Genomic DNA, 16543 nt, shown 5'->3' with positions numbered 1-16543 from the left:
TGAAAAATGGCAAAGATCAAGAAAATCAACCATGTGGCAATTGCCGTACCGGATGTGGATGCTTCTCTGACCTTCTGGCGGGATGCGTTGGGGCTTGCGGTGGATCATATTGAAGATGTTCCCAGCCAAAAAGCGACGGTTGTGTTCATTCCGGTTGGCGAAAGTGAAGTGGAACTGGTGCGCCCCACCAGTGAAGATACGGGGGTGGCCAAATTCCTTGCTGAGCGCGGCGGTGGAATGCACCACCTGTGTTTTGAGGTGGATGACATTCAGGGGATGCTGGAAGACTTGAAGGCCAAGGGTGTGCGCCTGATCAACGAGACACCTCTGGAACTGCCGGGACGAAAGATGGCCTTTATTCATCCCAAGAGCAGCGGCGGTGTGCTGATTGAACTGTATGAGTTAACCGCCCCGTAACCGCTGTCATCGTTCGTTCAAGGCTTGTACAACAACGCCCTGCGGGTTAAAAAATCTCGCAGGGCGTATGTTATGATATTGAAAATGAAACGGGCGATGACCATGAATAATAGACTTAAGCGTATCCTCCAAGGTATTTTCTGGATTCTGGTTTATTTGTTTCTGACCCTTTTACCGGTTATGGTCATGTTTTTACCTCCCAGACCGCCTGGGCGTGAGTTTATCCGCGAATTGTCGGTGGCGCTGGGGTTTGTGGGGCTGGCGATGATGGCCCTGCAATTTGCACTGACAGCCCGTTTCAAAACCATCAAAGCTCCTTATGGGGCGGACGTGGTTTATCAATTTCACCGCCAGATTTCGATTCTGGCTTTTGTTTTAATCCTGATCCACCCAATTCTTCTCTTTGTTCCTCAAATTCACCCAATCAGCATTTTGAATATTTTTTCACCAGAAACGCCCTGGCGGGCTCGGTTTGCGGTCACATCCCTGCTGGCTCTCTGCGGATTGATTGTGATGGCCTTGTGGCGCAAGCCGTTGAAGATTGAATATACCCGTTGGCGGATCTGGCACGGTGTGCTGGCTACGGCGGCGGTCGCTTTTGCAATGTTGCATGTATTAGGGGTCAACTGGTACATCAATGTACCCTGGAAGCGGCTGTTGTGGGCGGGTTACTCGATTTTCTTTGTGGGTTTGCTGCTTTACACCAGGGTGTGGAAGCCCTGGCAACTCTTGCGAACCCCTTACCGCGTGCAAGAAGTCAAACCAGAGCGCGGTGGCTGCTGGTCGCTGGTTTTGCAGCCGGACAACCATGCCGGATTTGATTTTCAACCAGGGCAGTTTGCATGGATCACCGCCTTCAGCTCACCTTTCAAGGATGCCGAGCATCCCTTTTCTTTCTCAAACGCCCCGGCTGGCGATGGCCGTTTGCGCTTTACCATCAAAGAATTGGGGGACTTTACCCGCCGGATAAAAGAGTTGAAACCCGGCGACGTGGTGTATGTGGATGGTCCATACGGTGCATTCAGCATTGACCGCCACCCTCACGCCAAAGAATTTGTTTTCATCGCCGGCGGGGTTGGCATTACACCAGTAGTGAGTATGCTGCACGCGCTGGCCCAACGAAACGATCCACGGCCGCTGTTGTTGATTTACGGGGGTAGGGATCTGGAAAGCCTGACCCTGCGCGATGAAATCGAGGAGTTACAAGGGCGATTGAATCTGAAAGTGGTGTATGTTCTGGAAAACCCTCCAGAAGGATGGCAGGGTGAAAAGGGCTATATCACCCGCGAGGTTCTGGATCGCTGGTTATTGCCAGAGCGCCGGAAAAATCAGACGGAGATTTTCATTTGCGGCCCGATTCCGATGATGAACGCTGTTGAAGATGCGCTTGCCAGGATGGGTTTCTTTGCCGGTGATGTTCATTCGGAGCGGTTTGATCTGGTATAGGAGGAGGATTGGATGCGAAGCCGATTAATGACCGCCCTCACCGTTGCGATCGGGTTAATGATCCTGCTGATTTCGTTGTTGTTTGCAGCCGTCCAGAGCGGTTTGCTCGGTTGATGGTCAGGCTGGTTGATTGAGGACATCCTGATCAATCAGGGTTTGTTCTTCCAATTCAGCCACTTTCATACCGCGTTCGATATTGACACGGCTGAGGAGGTACATACCGATCCCAAAAAAGAAAATCAGGGAAACGATGCTCAAACGGCTTGCACCAGTCAGCGTTGAAACAACGCCGAACAGGAACGGGCCGGCGATGTTGGCAAACTTTTCAAACACGCTAAAAAAGCCAAAAAACTCCGCAGATTTGCTTTTGGGGATCATGCGTCCCATCACCGAACGACTGAGCGCCTGACTACCACCTTGAACGGTAGCAACCAACGCACCCAATGCCCAGAATTGCCATTCAAATTGCAGAAAATAGCCCATAATCGAAATCAGCGTATAAACGGACAGGCTGAGGTAAATGGCTTTTTTCGGCCCAATCCGCTTTGCCAGCCGCCCGAAGAGTATTGCGAACGGTGCAGCCAGAAATTGCACCATCAATAAAGTGCCGATCAGGGTTGTTTGTCCAATGCCGATTTCGTTGCCGTAAGCGGTGGCCATGGTGATAATGGTGCCGATTCCATTGGCATAAACCCAGAACGCCAGCAGGAAAATCGAAAGATCGCGGTAGTTGCGAATTTCCTTGAAAGTAGTACTGAGGCGGCTGAAACTGGCTTGAACAGGGTTAAATTTTTCTTCCCCCGGTAAAATCCGCCGTTTCGGTTCAGAGACGTAATTCAGAAGCGGGAGAGTGAAGATAAACCACCACACCGCAACGGTCAAAAAGGCCATGCGGGTCATCAACTGTGTGATTTCGGCTTCCTGTTCGGGTGGAAAAAATCCCGGCACAAACAGGATCATAGCTAAGTTGATGGCCAGCAGCACACCTCCGCCGATGTAGCCCATTGCATAACCGCGTGAGGAAACCTGATCCAGTTCATCGGGCCTGGCAACGTGAGGCAGTAAAGCATCGTAGTAGACCAGGCTGCCGGCAAAGCCGATGTTTCCTAAAATGAAAAAGAGTGAACCAAGCAGCCAGTCGCCGGTGCGCACAAAGTACAGGAGTGCCGTGCCGGTCACACCCAGAATCATGAAAATGGTCAGATAGCGTTTTTTCGCGCCGCTGAAATCGGCCATTGCTCCAAGGATGGGACTGATGATGGCCGCCAGCAGGGCAGAAATGGAAGTGGTGAATCCCCAGTAGGCGGTAGCAATGTTTGGCGGGAGGTTTGCAGCGGCAACCGAGGTGTAATAAACCGGCAGCACGGCTGCCATAATGGTAGTGGCAAAGGCGGAGTTGGCCCAATCGTACATTGTCCATGCCCAAATGGCGCGTTTGCGTTTCTGTTCGTCCATGTTCACTCTCCAAAGTGATCTCGTGGAATAGAAAGATTATACATAGCCAATGTAATCCATGGGCGAAAAAGAGGTTAAGAGTTATTAACAATCACGAGGCATTTATGATTTGCGGTACAATTATGGATTGCCTGATTCAAAATTGCTTTCATGCCCGAAAGGCATGTTATAATAGAATAAAGTTTCTAAAAAAAAGGTTATAGATATGACCCAAAATGTCATTCGGGTAGTCGGCGCTCGCGAACACAACTTGAAAAATATCACCGTTGAAATTCCACGCGATCAACTGGTGGTGATTACCGGCCTTTCGGGGTCGGGTAAAAGTTCACTGGCGTTCGATACGATCTTTGCCGAAGGGCAGCGTCGTTATGTGGAATCGCTCTCGGCTTATGCGCGGCAGTTCCTGGGCCAGATGGAAAAACCGGATGTTGATTCGATTGAGGGGTTGTCACCAGCGGTTTCGATTGACCAGAAAGCCACCTCTCGCAATCCGCGTTCAACAGTTGGGACGGTTACCGAAGTGTATGATTACCTGCGGCTTTTGTTTGCACGGGTGGGTATCCCTCACTGCCCGGTTTGCGGTCGCGAGGTGGTTCGGCAGTCTGCTCAGGAGATTGTGGATGCGATAGAAAAAATGCCGGAAGGGACACGTATCCTCATCCTTGCCCCGATTGTGCGCGGTAGAAAAGGCACCTATCAGGCGGTCTTTGATGAGATCCGCAAAGCCGGTTTTGTGCGGGTGCGCGTAGATGGTGTGGTTTATTCATTGGATGATGAGATCACACTTGACCGCTATAAGATCCACAACATTGAAGCCGTGGTGGATCGTCTGGTTTTAAGTAAACCAGAGACCGCTGAAGAAGAACAGGCTGCCCGCTCACGATTGACTGATTCGGTAGAAACCGCCCTGAAAGTGGGTGAGGGGTATTTAATTATTCAAAATCTTTCTACTGACCCGCCTCAGGATTTGTTTTACTCTGAACACCTCGCCTGTCCGGAACACGGCGTTTCGTTGCCGGAAATTGAACCACGTACATTTTCGTTTAACACCCCGCATGGCGCCTGCCCCGATTGTCAGGGTTTGGGCAGCAAACTGGAAATTGATCCCGATTTGCTGATACCTGACAAGGAACGTTCTTTGAATGACGGGGCGATTATTGCATTGGAATGGAATGGCCCGCGCGACCAGGGAGGTTATTACTGGCAAATGGTTGAAGCGGTTGCGGCACGGTATCATATTGACCTGGATGCCCCGGTTCACACCATCCCCAAAGAGAAATTGGATAAAATCCTGTACGGTACTGGTGGCGAGGAAGTCCGCGTTCATTTTCACGGTCGAAATGACCGGCAGTCATCCTACCAGACTGCCTTTGAAGGGGTCATTCCCAATCTGGAACGGCGCTACCGGGAGACTTCTTCGGAGTATATCCGCAACAAGATCACCGAATTTATGAGCGACCGTCCTTGCCCCACCTGTCACGGCAGCCGTTTGCGGCCCGAAGCGCTGGCAGTCACGGTGGATAACTACAACATCGTTGAGGTGACTTCCTGGCCGGTTAATCGAACACTCGAATGGGTCAAACGTTTGAATGGCCCGCAATCCCCACTTTCGGCACGCGATCAGGCGATCGCCGGCAGGGTTTTGAAGGAGATTGAAGCCCGGCTGGGTTTTCTGGTGGATGTAGGGCTGGATTACCTGACCCTGAACCGGTCCGCCAGTACGCTTTCCGGTGGTGAAGCGCAGCGTATCCGTCTGGCTACTCAGATTGGTTCGCGGCTGATGGGCGTCTTGTACGTGCTGGACGAACCCTCGATTGGTCTGCACCCGCGCGACAACAACCGCCTGCTGGCAACTCTCAAAGGGTTACGCGATTTGGGAAACACCGTTCTGGTGGTGGAACATGATGAGGAAACCATTCGTGCGGCGGATTGGGTGATTGACCTTGGCCCGGGTGCGGGGGAACATGGCGGCTATATCGTCGCGGAAGGTACTCCGCAGATGATTCTGGAAAACCCCCAATCGCTGACGGGGGCTTATCTCTCCGGCCGTCAGCAGGTGCCACTGCCGCCCAAACGACGGAATGGCAACGGTAAAGCCCTGCGCATCATTGGCGCGCGCGCCAATAATCTGAAAAATCTGGATGTAACCATTCCACTTGGTAAACTGGTTTGCATTACCGGTGTTTCCGGGTCGGGAAAATCTACACTGATGGTGGATGTGCTTTACAATGCGTTAGCCCGTGATTTGAACGGGGCGCACACTCAACCGGGAGAGTACGAGCGCATTGAGGGGCTGGAACACCTCGATAAGATTATCAACATTGACCAATCTCCAATTGGAAGAACGCCGCGTTCCAACCCCGGCACTTATACCGGTTTATTCGATGAAATCCGCAAATTGTTTGCCGAATTGCCGGAGAGTAAACTGCGCGGCTACAAAGCCGGACGGTTTTCTTTCAATGTTCACGGTGGACGCTGCGAGGCGTGTCAGGGTCAGGGGCAGTTGCGGATTGAAATGCAATTTTTACCGGATGTATATGTTCCCTGCGATGTCTGCCATGGGGCGCGATTCAACCGTGAGACATTGCAGGTGCGTTTCAAAGGGAAAAATATCGCCGAAGTGCTGGATATGACCGTCAGTGAAGCGCTGGATTTCTTTTCTGCCTTTCCGGCAATCGTCAACAAATTGCGCACGCTGGAAGATGTGGGGCTGGGTTATATCCGAATCGGGCAGCCAGCCACCACACTCTCCGGCGGCGAGGCTCAGCGGGTCAAATTATCCCGTGAACTCTCACGACGAGCGACGGGGCGCACCCTGTATGTGCTGGATGAGCCTTCGGTTGGCTTGCACGCGGCGGACGTCCATAAATTGATTGAAGTGTTACAGCGATTGGTGGATGCCGGAAATTCGGTTTTGATCATCGAACACAACATGGACATCATCAAAGTGGCGGATTACATCATTGACCTTGGGCCGGAAGGCGGTGACCGGGGCGGTATGCTGGTTGCTGAAGGCACCCCGGAACAAATTTGCGGTTTTCCCGGTTCTTATACCGGTCAATACTTAAGTGAATATCTTTCCCTGCATCACCTGCACAATTGCAAGGACAACGGACGCTGAAAGTTTACTCGATTGTGGTCAAGAATTCGGCAGCGATGGCAGGCACATCCTGATCGGTGCGGATGCCCTGCCAATCGTCTCCGGGTTTGACCAGATTGACCACCACGATGTTGGCGCCGTTGAAGATGGCGCTGCGCGCCTCGCGCAAGTCCACCCCGCCGGCAGCCGAAATGACCACATCAAATTTACTGCGCAAGCGGTTGACGTGCCGGTATTGAATCACCTTGCCGCGGGTGCTTTCCTCATCCCGCCCGCGGTGGAGAATGACGACATCGGGCGGGTGGCGCATTTTCATGACCCTTTCAAGCGGATCGTCTACCCCAAGCATGTCCAGCATGGAAATCATGCTCAATTCGGCACACCGGCTTACGAAATGATTGAGCGTTTCAACCGGTGAACTGCCCAGTGCCGTAACCGCGGTTGCCCCAGCCTGATGTGCCATTTCGACTTCCTGACGTCCTCCATCGCTGACCTTCAAGTCTGCAACAATGTGACCCTTCCACATACGGCGCATTTCGCGGAGACCACGCATCCCCTCGTACTTGAGATAGGGAGTGCCTGCTTCAATAAAGATCCGCTCATTTTTCGGCAGAGAGGGAATAATCTGTCTGGCAAGCGAGAGGTCGTAATTGAAAGCAAGTTGCAGGTAGCGAGTTTTGGTGTCGAGAAGGTTGCGGCTCATTCTTTCTTGCTCATGATGGTGCTGAGGGTGTTGTTGATGTCCGATGGAACGAATAAGACAATCTTTTCAGAAGGATCAGCGGCAATGTCGCGGATGGTCTGTAAGGTGCGCAGGTGCAATGCCCCGGCGGATTGAGCAAGGGTTTCGGCGGCCTGGCGCAGGTTTTCTGCGGCTGAAAGTTCACCCTGCGAAGCAATGATCATGGCGCGTCGTTCCCGCTCGGCTTCGGCCTGTTTAGCCATGGCGCGTTTCATCTCGGCAGGGAGTTCAATTTCCTGAATCTTGATGCTTTCCACATCCACACCCCACCCGCTGGTTTCAGCATCTACAATCTCCTTGATGCTATTGGCAATTTTTTCGCGCTCGCTCAGCACAAAATCCAATTCGTGGTTGCCGATCACATCCCTCAAAGCAGCCTGAGTGTACTGGCGGATGGCATACACATGGTCTTCGATTTTGATGACGACATCTTCGGGGCGGACGACTTTGAAATAAACCACTGCATTGACCAGCATGGGGATGTTGTCCTTGGTCATGACTTCCTGACGCGGCACATCAGCGGTTTTGATGCGCATATCTACCTTTCGCATGGTCTGGATAACGGGAAAGATCAGGGTCAGACCGGGGTTGCGTGTGCCGCTGAATTTACCCAGCGTGAATACTACGCCACGTTCGTACTGATAGAGTTGCTTGATGGAAGAAAACAGCAAGAAAATCGCAACAAATAACAGGGGTACAAGACAGGCTGCCAGGCTGAGGATTTGCTCCATGAGATACTCCTTTACTGAAATGAATGTTCTCTTCTCGTCATCATAATATATGAAAAGGGATCCTTTGGGTTTCTCCCAAATGTTAAGAATGGGTTAAACCCTGAGTTTTTAAAAGGCAAACCCAATTCCATCAAGATTCACGGGATTGTTCGACAGACTCCCGCTTGATTTTTTCAATTCGTTTCAGGATGATCTGATAATACTGGGGGTTGATTTCAAAGGCAATGTAATTTCGCTGGTGGAGGATGCAGGCTGCTATGGTTGTCCCAGAACCAGCAAAGGGGTCGAGGACGACTCCCCCGCGCGGGCAAGAAGCTTTAACCATCCTTTCAATGATTTCGAGGGGCTTCTGAGTGGGGTGATTCTCGCGTTCATTGTGAATGCGGTGCAAGCGGCTGACCGACCAGACATCTTTGGGATTGTACCCCACTTCCAGCCACTTTTTTCCGACGAAAATCGAACGCGAGCGGGCTTTTTTGGTCTGCGGGTCATAGGGGATGCGGACAGAGTCGAGATCGAAGTAATACTGTTGAGTTTTAGCGAATAATCCAATGGTATCGTGTACCGAGGTAAAGCGGCGGGTTGTTCCGCCCATGCTGGGTACCTTGCGATCCCAGATGATTTCGTTAATCATGATCATGCGCTGCTTGAGGTAGATGAAGATTTCCGGGCTGTAGCGCCATGTGGTGAAAATATACAGGCTGCCGCTTGGTTTGAGTTTTGGCAGCACCAGATCAATCCAGCGGTATGTCCAGTTGAGCAATTCTTCGGGGTTGCGGCGGTCTGAATCGTTGCCATAATCTTTACCCAATCCATAAGGCGGGTCTGCAATCACCAGATCAATGCTTGCATCTGGCAGGTGGGGGATGCCTTCCAGCGCATCCTGATTGAGGACCTGATTCAACCAAGTGGTTGGCAACATGCGGCTAAACCTCGATTGGGATGCTCAACAGCATGCCGGGCACCCTTTTCAGGCGCCCGGCGATTGAGTGGATTGAGAGTTTTCAGGGGCAACCGCTCTGGTCGCTGCCGTTGAGCGAGGGACGCCCAATTCCATAATAGGTAAAGCCATACTGGCGCAGGCGTTCAGGATCCCATAGGTTACGCCCGTCCATGATCAATTTATTGCGCATCAGCCCGGCTATTCGTTCAAAATCAAGTTGCTTGAACTCGTTCCATTCCGTGGCGAGTACCAGAGCATCAGCGCCATCTGCAACCTCATAGGGGTTACTGCACAAATGCACTTTGGGCAGCATCGTGCGGGCAGCTTCCATTGCCTGAGGATCGTAGGCTTTGACAATTGCCCCTTCGACCTGCAACAGATGAATCACCTCAAGAGCCGGAGCTTCGCGAATATCATCGGTATTGGGTTTGAAGGAAAGCCCCAATACCCCGATGACTTTTTCGTCCAGCGAACCAAGCGCCTTACGCAGGCGTAGAACGACCCGGCGGCGCTGATTTCGGTTAATATCCATGACGGCTTGCAGCAGTTGAGGACTGGTGCCGTGGAGCACCGCCATGTGGGCAAGGGCTTTAACGTCTTTGGGGAAGCACGAGCCGCCCCAACCCAGACCTGCATCCAGAAATGCGTGACCAATCCGTTTATCCATGCCCATGCCCTGAGCAACCTGACGCACATCTGCACCCAATTCTTCGCAGATATTTGCCATTTCGTTAATAAAGGAGATTTTGGTGGCTAAAAAGGCGTTTGAGGCATACTTGATCATTTCAGCTGTGCGCAGGTCGGTGATCATGATCGGGCAGCGCAGGCTCAGGTAGAGTTGTGCCACCTTTGAGGCTGCCTCGCGGTTGACCGAACCCAGCACGATTCGGTCGGGGTACATGAAATCGTTGATGGCCGAACCCTCGCGTAAAAATTCCGGGTTGGAGACCACATCGAAATCCAGCGGTTTACCGGCGCGACGTTTGCGGATGATGTCTGCCACCCAGTCACCGGTACCAACCGGTACGGTGGATTTGTTGACGACAATAATCGGGTGGTCCACCAGATCGGCAATTTTCTCGGCAGCTGCGCGAACGTATTGTAGATCGGCTTCGCCATCCACGCCGGAGGGCGTACCCACAGCAATAAAGGCAAATTCAGCCGATTCCAGTGCCTCTTCGTAGTTGGTGGTAAAAATCAAACGCCCGGCTTTGACATTCTGACTGACCAGTTGTTCAAGGCCGGGTTCATAAATCGGCATAATGCCTTGTTTTAATTTTTCGATGCGCTGATGATCAATATCCAGACAGTGAACTTCGTTGCCAAGGTCGGCAAAGCAAGTTCCGGTTACCAGCCCGACGTAACCGGTTCCAATGACACAAATTTTACTCATGGGTTCGCGATCCTCCTGTTGATTTGAATTATAACGGAAAGTGTTGTCTCTATGCAAAACCTGTCCCTTTGATTTTAAACTCTTCGAGAAGGATGCCTTTTTCTGAAAAATCGGTATAATGGAATTATCCCAGCATTGTCAGATAACTGAACAACTCAACAGGCGGGTAAAAACGGCGCAGACTGCCGAAAAATTAGCTGAAAGAAAGGAGCGAAGAATGACGGCTGCAATAATTGACGGCAAGTTGATTGCAGAGGAAGTTCGGGCGCAGGTTAAAATGGCGGTTGAGGAGAGGATTGCCGCCGGAAAACCCAGACCGGGTTTGGCGACCGTGCTGGTGGGCGACAATCCAGCCTCGCATGTCTATGTTCGTTCCAAGCGCAAAGCCTGTGCAGAGGTTGGCATTGAGTCATTTGGATTTGAATTGCCGGCCGATGCTACCCAGGAGCAGGTGGAAAAAGTTGTTCGGGAGTGCAATGAAGATCCGCGCATTCACGGCATTCTGGTGCAGCTTCCCCTGCCTGCCGGGCTGGATGAAGAAGCGGTTTTGAATACCATCAGCCTTCATAAAGATGTGGATGGTTTTCACCCGGTCAATATCGGCCGTCTGGCTCAAAAAGGACGCGAACCGGCTTTTGTCCCCTGTACACCGGCCGGTTGTATTTACCTGTTGAAGAAGACCTTGCCTTCTTTGCGGGGAGTAAATGCGGTGGTGTTGGGTCGTTCTAACATTGTGGGGATGCCGGTTGCCTTGCTGCTGGTGCGCGAGGATGCAACGGTGACCATCTGCCATTCGCGCACCCGCGATTTGCAGGTGGTAGTGCGTCAGGCCGATGTGCTGATTGCTGCGGTTGGCAAAGCCGAGATGGTACGCGGTGATTGGGTTAAACCGGGTGCAGTGGTAATTGATGTCGGCATCAATCGGATCGAAGACCCCAATCATCCCAAAGGCTCGCGCCTGGTTGGGGATGTTGCCTTCGATGAGGTTAAGGAAGTTGCCAGTTACATTACGCCGGTACCGGGCGGGGTAGGGCCGATGACGATTGCGATGCTCCTGCAAAATACCCTGCGGGCAGCCGAACTGGCCGATAAAATGTGACGAAAATCATATTGTCTGACAATTGACAGAGAAACCGAAATCCATTAAACTGAGATTGTCTGATGTCTGATCAGAGGATTTTCCCCACCCCTGTTCAAAAAACGAGAATGGTTTTACCATGACGCAAACGCTGCTCGTCAAAAATGCTATGGTTCTGGTCACGATGGATGGCCTCCGCCGCGAGATTGCGGGTGGAGGTCTTTTCATCCGCGATGGCTTTATAGAACAGGTTGGTAAAAGCGAAGAATTGCCCCAAACCGCCGATGAGGTACTGGATCTTTCCGGTCATGTGGTGCTGCCCGGTTTGATCAATACCCATCACCATTTTTACCAGACCCTGACGCGGGCGGTACCGGCTGCTCAGGATGCTAATTTGTTCAACTGGTTGAAAACGCTGTATCCCATTTGGGCGCGGATGAATCCCGAAGATATCTTCATCTCGACCCAAACCGCGCTGGCAGAGCTGGCGCTCTCCGGCTGCACCACTGCATCGGATCACCTGTACCTTTTCCCGAATGGTTCGCGGCTGGATGATGAAATCGAAGCAGCCCGCCAGGTTGGGCTGCGTATTCATGCCTCGCGGGGTTCGATGAGTCTGGGTGAAAGCAAGGGTGGTTTGCCGCCCGACTCGGTGGTGGACAGCGAGGAGGACATTCTGCGCGATTCGCAGCGTTTGATTCAAACCTACCATGATCCCAATCCCGGTTCCATGGTGCAAATTGTGCTGGCACCGTGTTCGCCTTTCAGCGTCACGGGCGAGCTGATGCGCGAGAGCGCCCGGCTGGCGCGGGAGTACGGGGTTCATTTGCACACCCATCTGGCCGAAACGCAGGATGAAGAGGTTTTCTGCCAGCAGAAGTTTGGCTATCGGCCGGTCGGTTACATGGAATCGCTTGAATGGGTGGGTGAGGATGTCTGGTTTGCCCATGCCGTTCATGTCAACCCGGCCGAGATTCAGGTTTTTGCCCATACGGGCTGCGGGGTTGCGCATTGTCCCTCTTCGAATATGCGGTTGGCTTCGGGCATTGCACCGGTGATGAATTACCTGCAAGCCGGGGTGAAGGTGGGGCTGGGCGTGGACGGCTCCGCTTCCAACGACGGTTCGCATATGCTGGCTGAGGCGCGTCAGGCGATGTTGCTGGCACGCCTGGGGGCAGGTCTGGCGGGCGCTTCTCTCAGTCAGGAAGCCGCACCACCTTTGATGACTGCCCGGCAGGCATTGGAACTGGCTACCCGCGGCGGAGCGGCCGTGCTGGGACGCACCGACATCGGCTCGCTGGAAGTTGGAAAATGCGCGGATTTTATCGCCATCAACCTGAACCGATTGGACTACGCCGGTGCGCTGCATGACCCGGTAGCAGCGCTGGTATTTTGTCAACCGCGCCCGGTGGATTACACCGCCGTGCATGGCCGTTTCATCGTCCGCAAGGGTGAATTGCAGACGATTGACCTGATGCGTCAGATTGAACTTCACAACCAACGGGCAAGACGCTTATTATCCATTTAGCAGCGACCTGTTTCTTCTGAGAAACAGGTTGCGTTCTTACCGGAGGTAGAGAAATGGAAAAGTTAACCGCCGAGAACACTCGTAGATTGGTGGATTGCGCCATGGGGCGCATTCCGGCTGACCTGGTTATTCGCAACGGCAAATGGGTTTGCGTGCAGTCGGGTGAGATTATTCCTTCTACGGATGTAGCGGTTTTGGACGGGAGAATTGCTTTTGTGGGAGATTCGGCAGAGCATACGATTGGCGAACACACCCGCATCGTTGAGGCCGAGGGGCGCTACCTCAGCCCCGGCTTGCTGGATGCCCATATGCACGTCGAATCGGGTATGTTGACCGTGACAGAATTTGTGCGCGCCGTGGCACCCCGCGGCACAACCGGCATGTTCATTGACCCTCACGAGATTGCCAATGTATTTGGATTGAAAGGGGTGCAGCTGATGGCGGATGAGGCAGCCAATCAGCCAATTCACGTATTCGTGCAAATGCCATCGTGTGTTCCTTCGGCTCCCGGTTTGGAAACACCCGGTGCGGCGATTGGCCCCAAAGAGATTGCTGAGGCAATGCGGTGGGAGGGAATCATCGGGCTTGGCGAGATGATGAATTTTCCCGGCGTTTTCAACAGTGACCCAAACGTTCATGCAGAATTAGAGGAAACCCGCAAAGCCGGGAAGGTAATTGGTGGTCATTACGCTTCGCCGGATCTGGGTTTACCGTTTCACGGTTATGTGGCCGGCGGCCCGGAGGATGACCATGAAGGCACAACTCTGGAGGATGCGGTTCAGCGGGTGCGTCAGGGGATGAAGGTGATGATGCGTTACGGCTCAGCCTGGCATGATGTAGCGGCTCAGGTCAAAGCCGTTACAGATTTAGGTTTAGACCCGCGCCATTTCATCCTCTGCACGGATGATTCGCATTCGGCTACGCTCGTTCAGGAAGGCCACATGGATCGTGTTCTCCGCCATGCAATTGCACAGGGGTTGAAACCGATGCAGGCAATCCAGATGGCAACCCTTAACACTGCGGTTCACTTTGGCGTCAGCCGCGATCTGGGGATGATTGCTCCCGGCCGCTTTGCCGATATTGTCATTGTCGAAGATCTGGTCAATTTCCGTGCGGATTTGGTCATTGCGAAGGGGAAAGTGATTGCCAGCGGTGGAAATTTGCTGATCGAATTACCGGTTTATGCTTATCCCGACTGGGCAGTCCATTCGGTTCGGTTGAAGCGTCCGCTTACCCCGCAGGATTTTAATCTGGCTGTCCAGCACCCTGAAAATGGAAAAGTACTTGCCAATGTCATTGGTGTGATTGAAAATCAAGCGCCTACTCGCCATTTGAAGCGCGAAGTGAAAGTGGTCAATGGGCAAGTGATGTTGGCGGGGGAAACCGACCTAGCAAAAATTGCGCTGGTTGAACGCCACCATGCCAGCGGGGTTGTGCAGGTGGGATTGGTCTCGGGGTTTGGTTTTGACCAGAAATGTGCGATTGCCACTACGGTGGCTCATGACAGTCATCACATGATTGTTGTGGGGACGGATGAGGCGATGATGGCGCAGGCGGCCAATCATCTTGCAGAAGTTGGCGGCGGGCAGGTGGTGATCAAGGATGGCCAGATCATCGGAATGGTTCACCTTCCCATCGCCGGTTTGATGTCCAACAAACGCGCCGAAATGGTGGCGGCAGAAGCCGACAGCGTCTTGCAAGGCTTTAAGGCTTGCGGATGTTCATTGAATAATCCAAATATGCAACTCAGTTTACTGGCGCTGGTGGTGATCCCAGCGTTGCGTATCTCCGACCGCGGACTGGTGGATGTAAGCCGTTTCCGCTTCCTGCCGGTCGTTGAATCCTGATGAGAGAGGAAACATGGATACGATGATCCATCCTTTTCAAAGACTTCAAGTAGAACTGGCTGAAATTATTGCCCGAACTCCGCCAGGCGAGCGGCTGCCTTCCGAACCTGCGCTTGCCAAGCAACTGGGGGTTTCGCGGGCAACCCTGCGAGAGGCGATGCGCTCCTTCGAAGGGCAGGGCTTAATTCGCCGAAGACAGGGAATTGGCACTTTCGTGGTCAGTCATGTGCAGGTGATTGAAACCGGTCTGGAAGTTTTGCAAAGCATTGAGAGCCTGGCCGAAAAAATCAACCTTAAAGTGTACATGGGCGAGGTTAAGATTATCCGCCTGGAAGCAGATCCGATGCTGGCTGACAACCTGAATGTGGAAAAAGGGACACCTCTCATAAAGGTTGAGCGGGTGATCACCACGGAGCACAGGCCGGTTGCCTACCTGATTGACATTTTGCCGGAAAACATCCTTTCCCCCGCCGAGTTAGAGCAGGGTTTCACCGGCTCGGTGCTGGACTTTTTACTCAAACGGGGTGACCTTAACCTGATGAATTCTTACACGGAGATCAATGCCACTTCGGCTTCTTCGGAAATTGCAAAAGCATTGGAAATTCAACGTGGCGATCCCCTGCTGCTGTTTGAGGTATATCTTTATGATGATGGCGGGCGGGTGGTGGATTACTCCCACAGTTACTTCCTGCCCGGATATTTTCGTTTCCATCTGGTACGGAGAGTAGCCAGCCATCCGAACGTTAACCATGTGTGAAAAGAGGAGGTGATTTCAAAACCTTGTTGGCTGCAATGGCTGCAATTTCGGTTTTGACCGGATCAGAAATTTAAACGAATGACCAAGTTCACTTCGAGTTTCAATTTCAAAAATACAAACGGAGGTAATCAAAATGCGTAGTTTTGCTGGTCGTGATATTCTGTCTTTGAAGGACTTCGAACGGCAGGAATTCTTCCATGTGTTTGAAGTGGCGCGGAAAATGGAAGACATTGCCCGCGAACGAAAAAATATTGACCTGTGCAAGGATAAAACCCTGGTGACGGCTTTTTATCAACCCAGCACCCGCACCCGCCTGGCGCACGAAGCAGCCATGCACCGTTTGGGCGGGCACGTGACCGGTTTCGCGGATGCCAAGATGACCCGCGCCGGTGACTGGTATCAAGAATCGATCAAGGATACCGTTAAAATGCTGGAGTTCTACGGTGATGTGATCGTCATGCGTCACTTCCAGCAGGGAGCACCGCACGAAGCGGCCAAGTGGGCTTCGGTACCGATCATCAACGGTGGGGATGGCTGGGGTGAACATCCCACCCAGATTTTGACCGATCTATACACCGTGCTGCGCGAAAAAGGCCGCATTGACGGCTTGAAGTGGCTTGCAGTAGGCGATATGCGCATGCGCACCATGCACTCGCTCGGCTATGCTTTGACTCAATTCGACTGCCCGATCACCTTCGTTTCCCCGCCGGAAATGTCGCTGACCGAAGAATTCAAGGCAGAACTGAAATCCTACAGTTTGAACTTCCGCGAGGTGGAGCATGTCGAGCAGGCAATTGCCGAGGCGGATGTCATTCTGGTTGAGCCGGTGGTGCAGCCGGACTACACCAAAGCCCGCGATGAGCGCGCTGGCAAGGACGTCGGCATGACCCCCTCGAATTACAAGATTACCCGCGAATTGCTCACCACCAAAGCCAAATCGGATGCGATCCTGCTGCACTCGCTGCCGCGTATGGATGAAATCCCCACCGATGTGGACATTACTCGCTGGTCACGTTACTGGCAGGAAGCCTACAACGGCGTTGTGATGCGCATGGCACTGCTTGCGCTGGTTCTGGGCAAGATGGAGTAAGTTTTACTGCTGAAAT

13 protein-coding genes are annotated in these 16543 nt (G+C 52.7%); 8 read left to right on the top strand and 5 right to left on the bottom strand.

From position 1 onward, the window contains the following. The first annotated feature begins 6 nt into the window (after positions 1-6). Together mce and AC812_RS07955 are read left to right on the top strand one after the other, a co-directional pair. The gene (gene mce, locus AC812_RS07960; protein WP_061918258.1) at positions 7-417 is read left to right on the top strand and encodes a methylmalonyl-CoA epimerase; all 411 of its coding nucleotides are present in this window, start codon (positions 7-9) and stop codon (positions 415-417) included. Between the two features lie 102 nt (positions 418-519). Further along, complete coding sequence (locus tag AC812_RS07955; protein ID WP_061918457.1) at positions 520-1863, top strand: ferredoxin reductase family protein; 1344 nt, start codon at positions 520-522, stop codon at positions 1861-1863. Positions 1864-1980: 117 nt separating this feature from the next. On the opposite strand, the gene AC812_RS07950 is transcribed toward AC812_RS07955, so the two are convergent. After that, complete coding sequence (locus AC812_RS07950; RefSeq protein ID WP_061918256.1) at positions 1981-3318, bottom strand: MFS transporter; 1338 nt, start codon at positions 3316-3318, stop codon at positions 1981-1983. Positions 3319-3523: 205 nt separating this feature from the next. On the opposite strand from AC812_RS07950, the gene uvrA reads away from it, so the two are divergent. Continuing rightward, positions 3524-6439: an excinuclease ABC subunit UvrA gene (gene uvrA, locus AC812_RS07945; RefSeq protein WP_061918254.1), complete on the top strand. Its 2916-nt coding sequence runs from the start codon at positions 3524-3526 to the stop codon at positions 6437-6439. Positions 6440-6443: 4 nt separating this feature from the next. On the opposite strand, the gene AC812_RS07940 is transcribed toward uvrA, so the two are convergent. The 4 genes from AC812_RS07940 to AC812_RS07925 all read right to left on the bottom strand — a co-directional run bounded on the left by AC812_RS07940 (position 6444) and on the right by AC812_RS07925 (position 10227). After that, positions 6444-7121: an orotidine 5'-phosphate decarboxylase / HUMPS family protein gene (locus tag AC812_RS07940; RefSeq protein ID WP_061918252.1), complete on the bottom strand. Its 678-nt coding sequence runs from the start codon at positions 7119-7121 to the stop codon at positions 6444-6446. After that, positions 7118-7891, bottom strand: coding sequence for a slipin family protein (locus AC812_RS07935; protein WP_061918250.1), 774 nt, complete (start codon positions 7889-7891; stop codon positions 7118-7120). The genes AC812_RS07940 and AC812_RS07935 overlap by 4 nt, the downstream gene beginning before the upstream one ends. A 130-nt stretch (positions 7892-8021) precedes the next feature. Beyond that, complete coding sequence (locus AC812_RS07930; RefSeq protein ID WP_061918248.1) at positions 8022-8813, bottom strand: DNA-methyltransferase; 792 nt, start codon at positions 8811-8813, stop codon at positions 8022-8024. 82 nt (positions 8814-8895) lie between these two features. Next, positions 8896-10227, bottom strand: coding sequence for a UDP-glucose dehydrogenase family protein (locus AC812_RS07925; protein ID WP_061918246.1), 1332 nt, complete (start codon positions 10225-10227; stop codon positions 8896-8898). A gap of 217 nt (positions 10228-10444) precedes the next feature. Between AC812_RS07925 and folD the strand changes: the two genes are divergently transcribed. The 5 genes from folD to pyrB all read left to right on the top strand — a co-directional run bounded on the left by folD (position 10445) and on the right by pyrB (position 16527). Beyond that, positions 10445-11326, top strand: coding sequence for a bifunctional methylenetetrahydrofolate dehydrogenase/methenyltetrahydrofolate cyclohydrolase FolD (gene folD / locus AC812_RS07920; protein WP_061918244.1), 882 nt, complete (start codon positions 10445-10447; stop codon positions 11324-11326). A 118-nt stretch (positions 11327-11444) separates the two neighbouring features. Further along, positions 11445-12833: an 8-oxoguanine deaminase gene (locus AC812_RS07915; RefSeq protein WP_061918242.1), complete on the top strand. Its 1389-nt coding sequence runs from the start codon at positions 11445-11447 to the stop codon at positions 12831-12833. Positions 12834-12886: 53 nt separating this feature from the next. Then, entirely contained in the window at positions 12887-14680 is a 1794-nt protein-coding gene (gene ade / locus AC812_RS07910) for an adenine deaminase (protein WP_061918240.1), read from the top strand. Positions 14681-14693: 13 nt separating this feature from the next. After that, entirely contained in the window at positions 14694-15437 is a 744-nt protein-coding gene (locus AC812_RS07905; protein WP_061918237.1) for a GntR family transcriptional regulator, read from the top strand. 133 nt (positions 15438-15570) lie between these two features. After that, complete coding sequence (pyrB, locus tag AC812_RS07900; protein ID WP_061918235.1) at positions 15571-16527, top strand: aspartate carbamoyltransferase; 957 nt, start codon at positions 15571-15573, stop codon at positions 16525-16527. Positions 16528-16543 lie beyond the last annotated feature (16 nt).

The organism is Bellilinea caldifistulae (assembly GCF_001306055.1).
GTDB classification, from domain to species: Bacteria; Chloroflexota; Anaerolineae; order Anaerolineales; family Anaerolineaceae; genus Bellilinea; species Bellilinea caldifistulae.
Note: the sequence above shows the minus strand (reverse complement) of the source record. Positions and strands in the feature narration are given on the sequence as shown.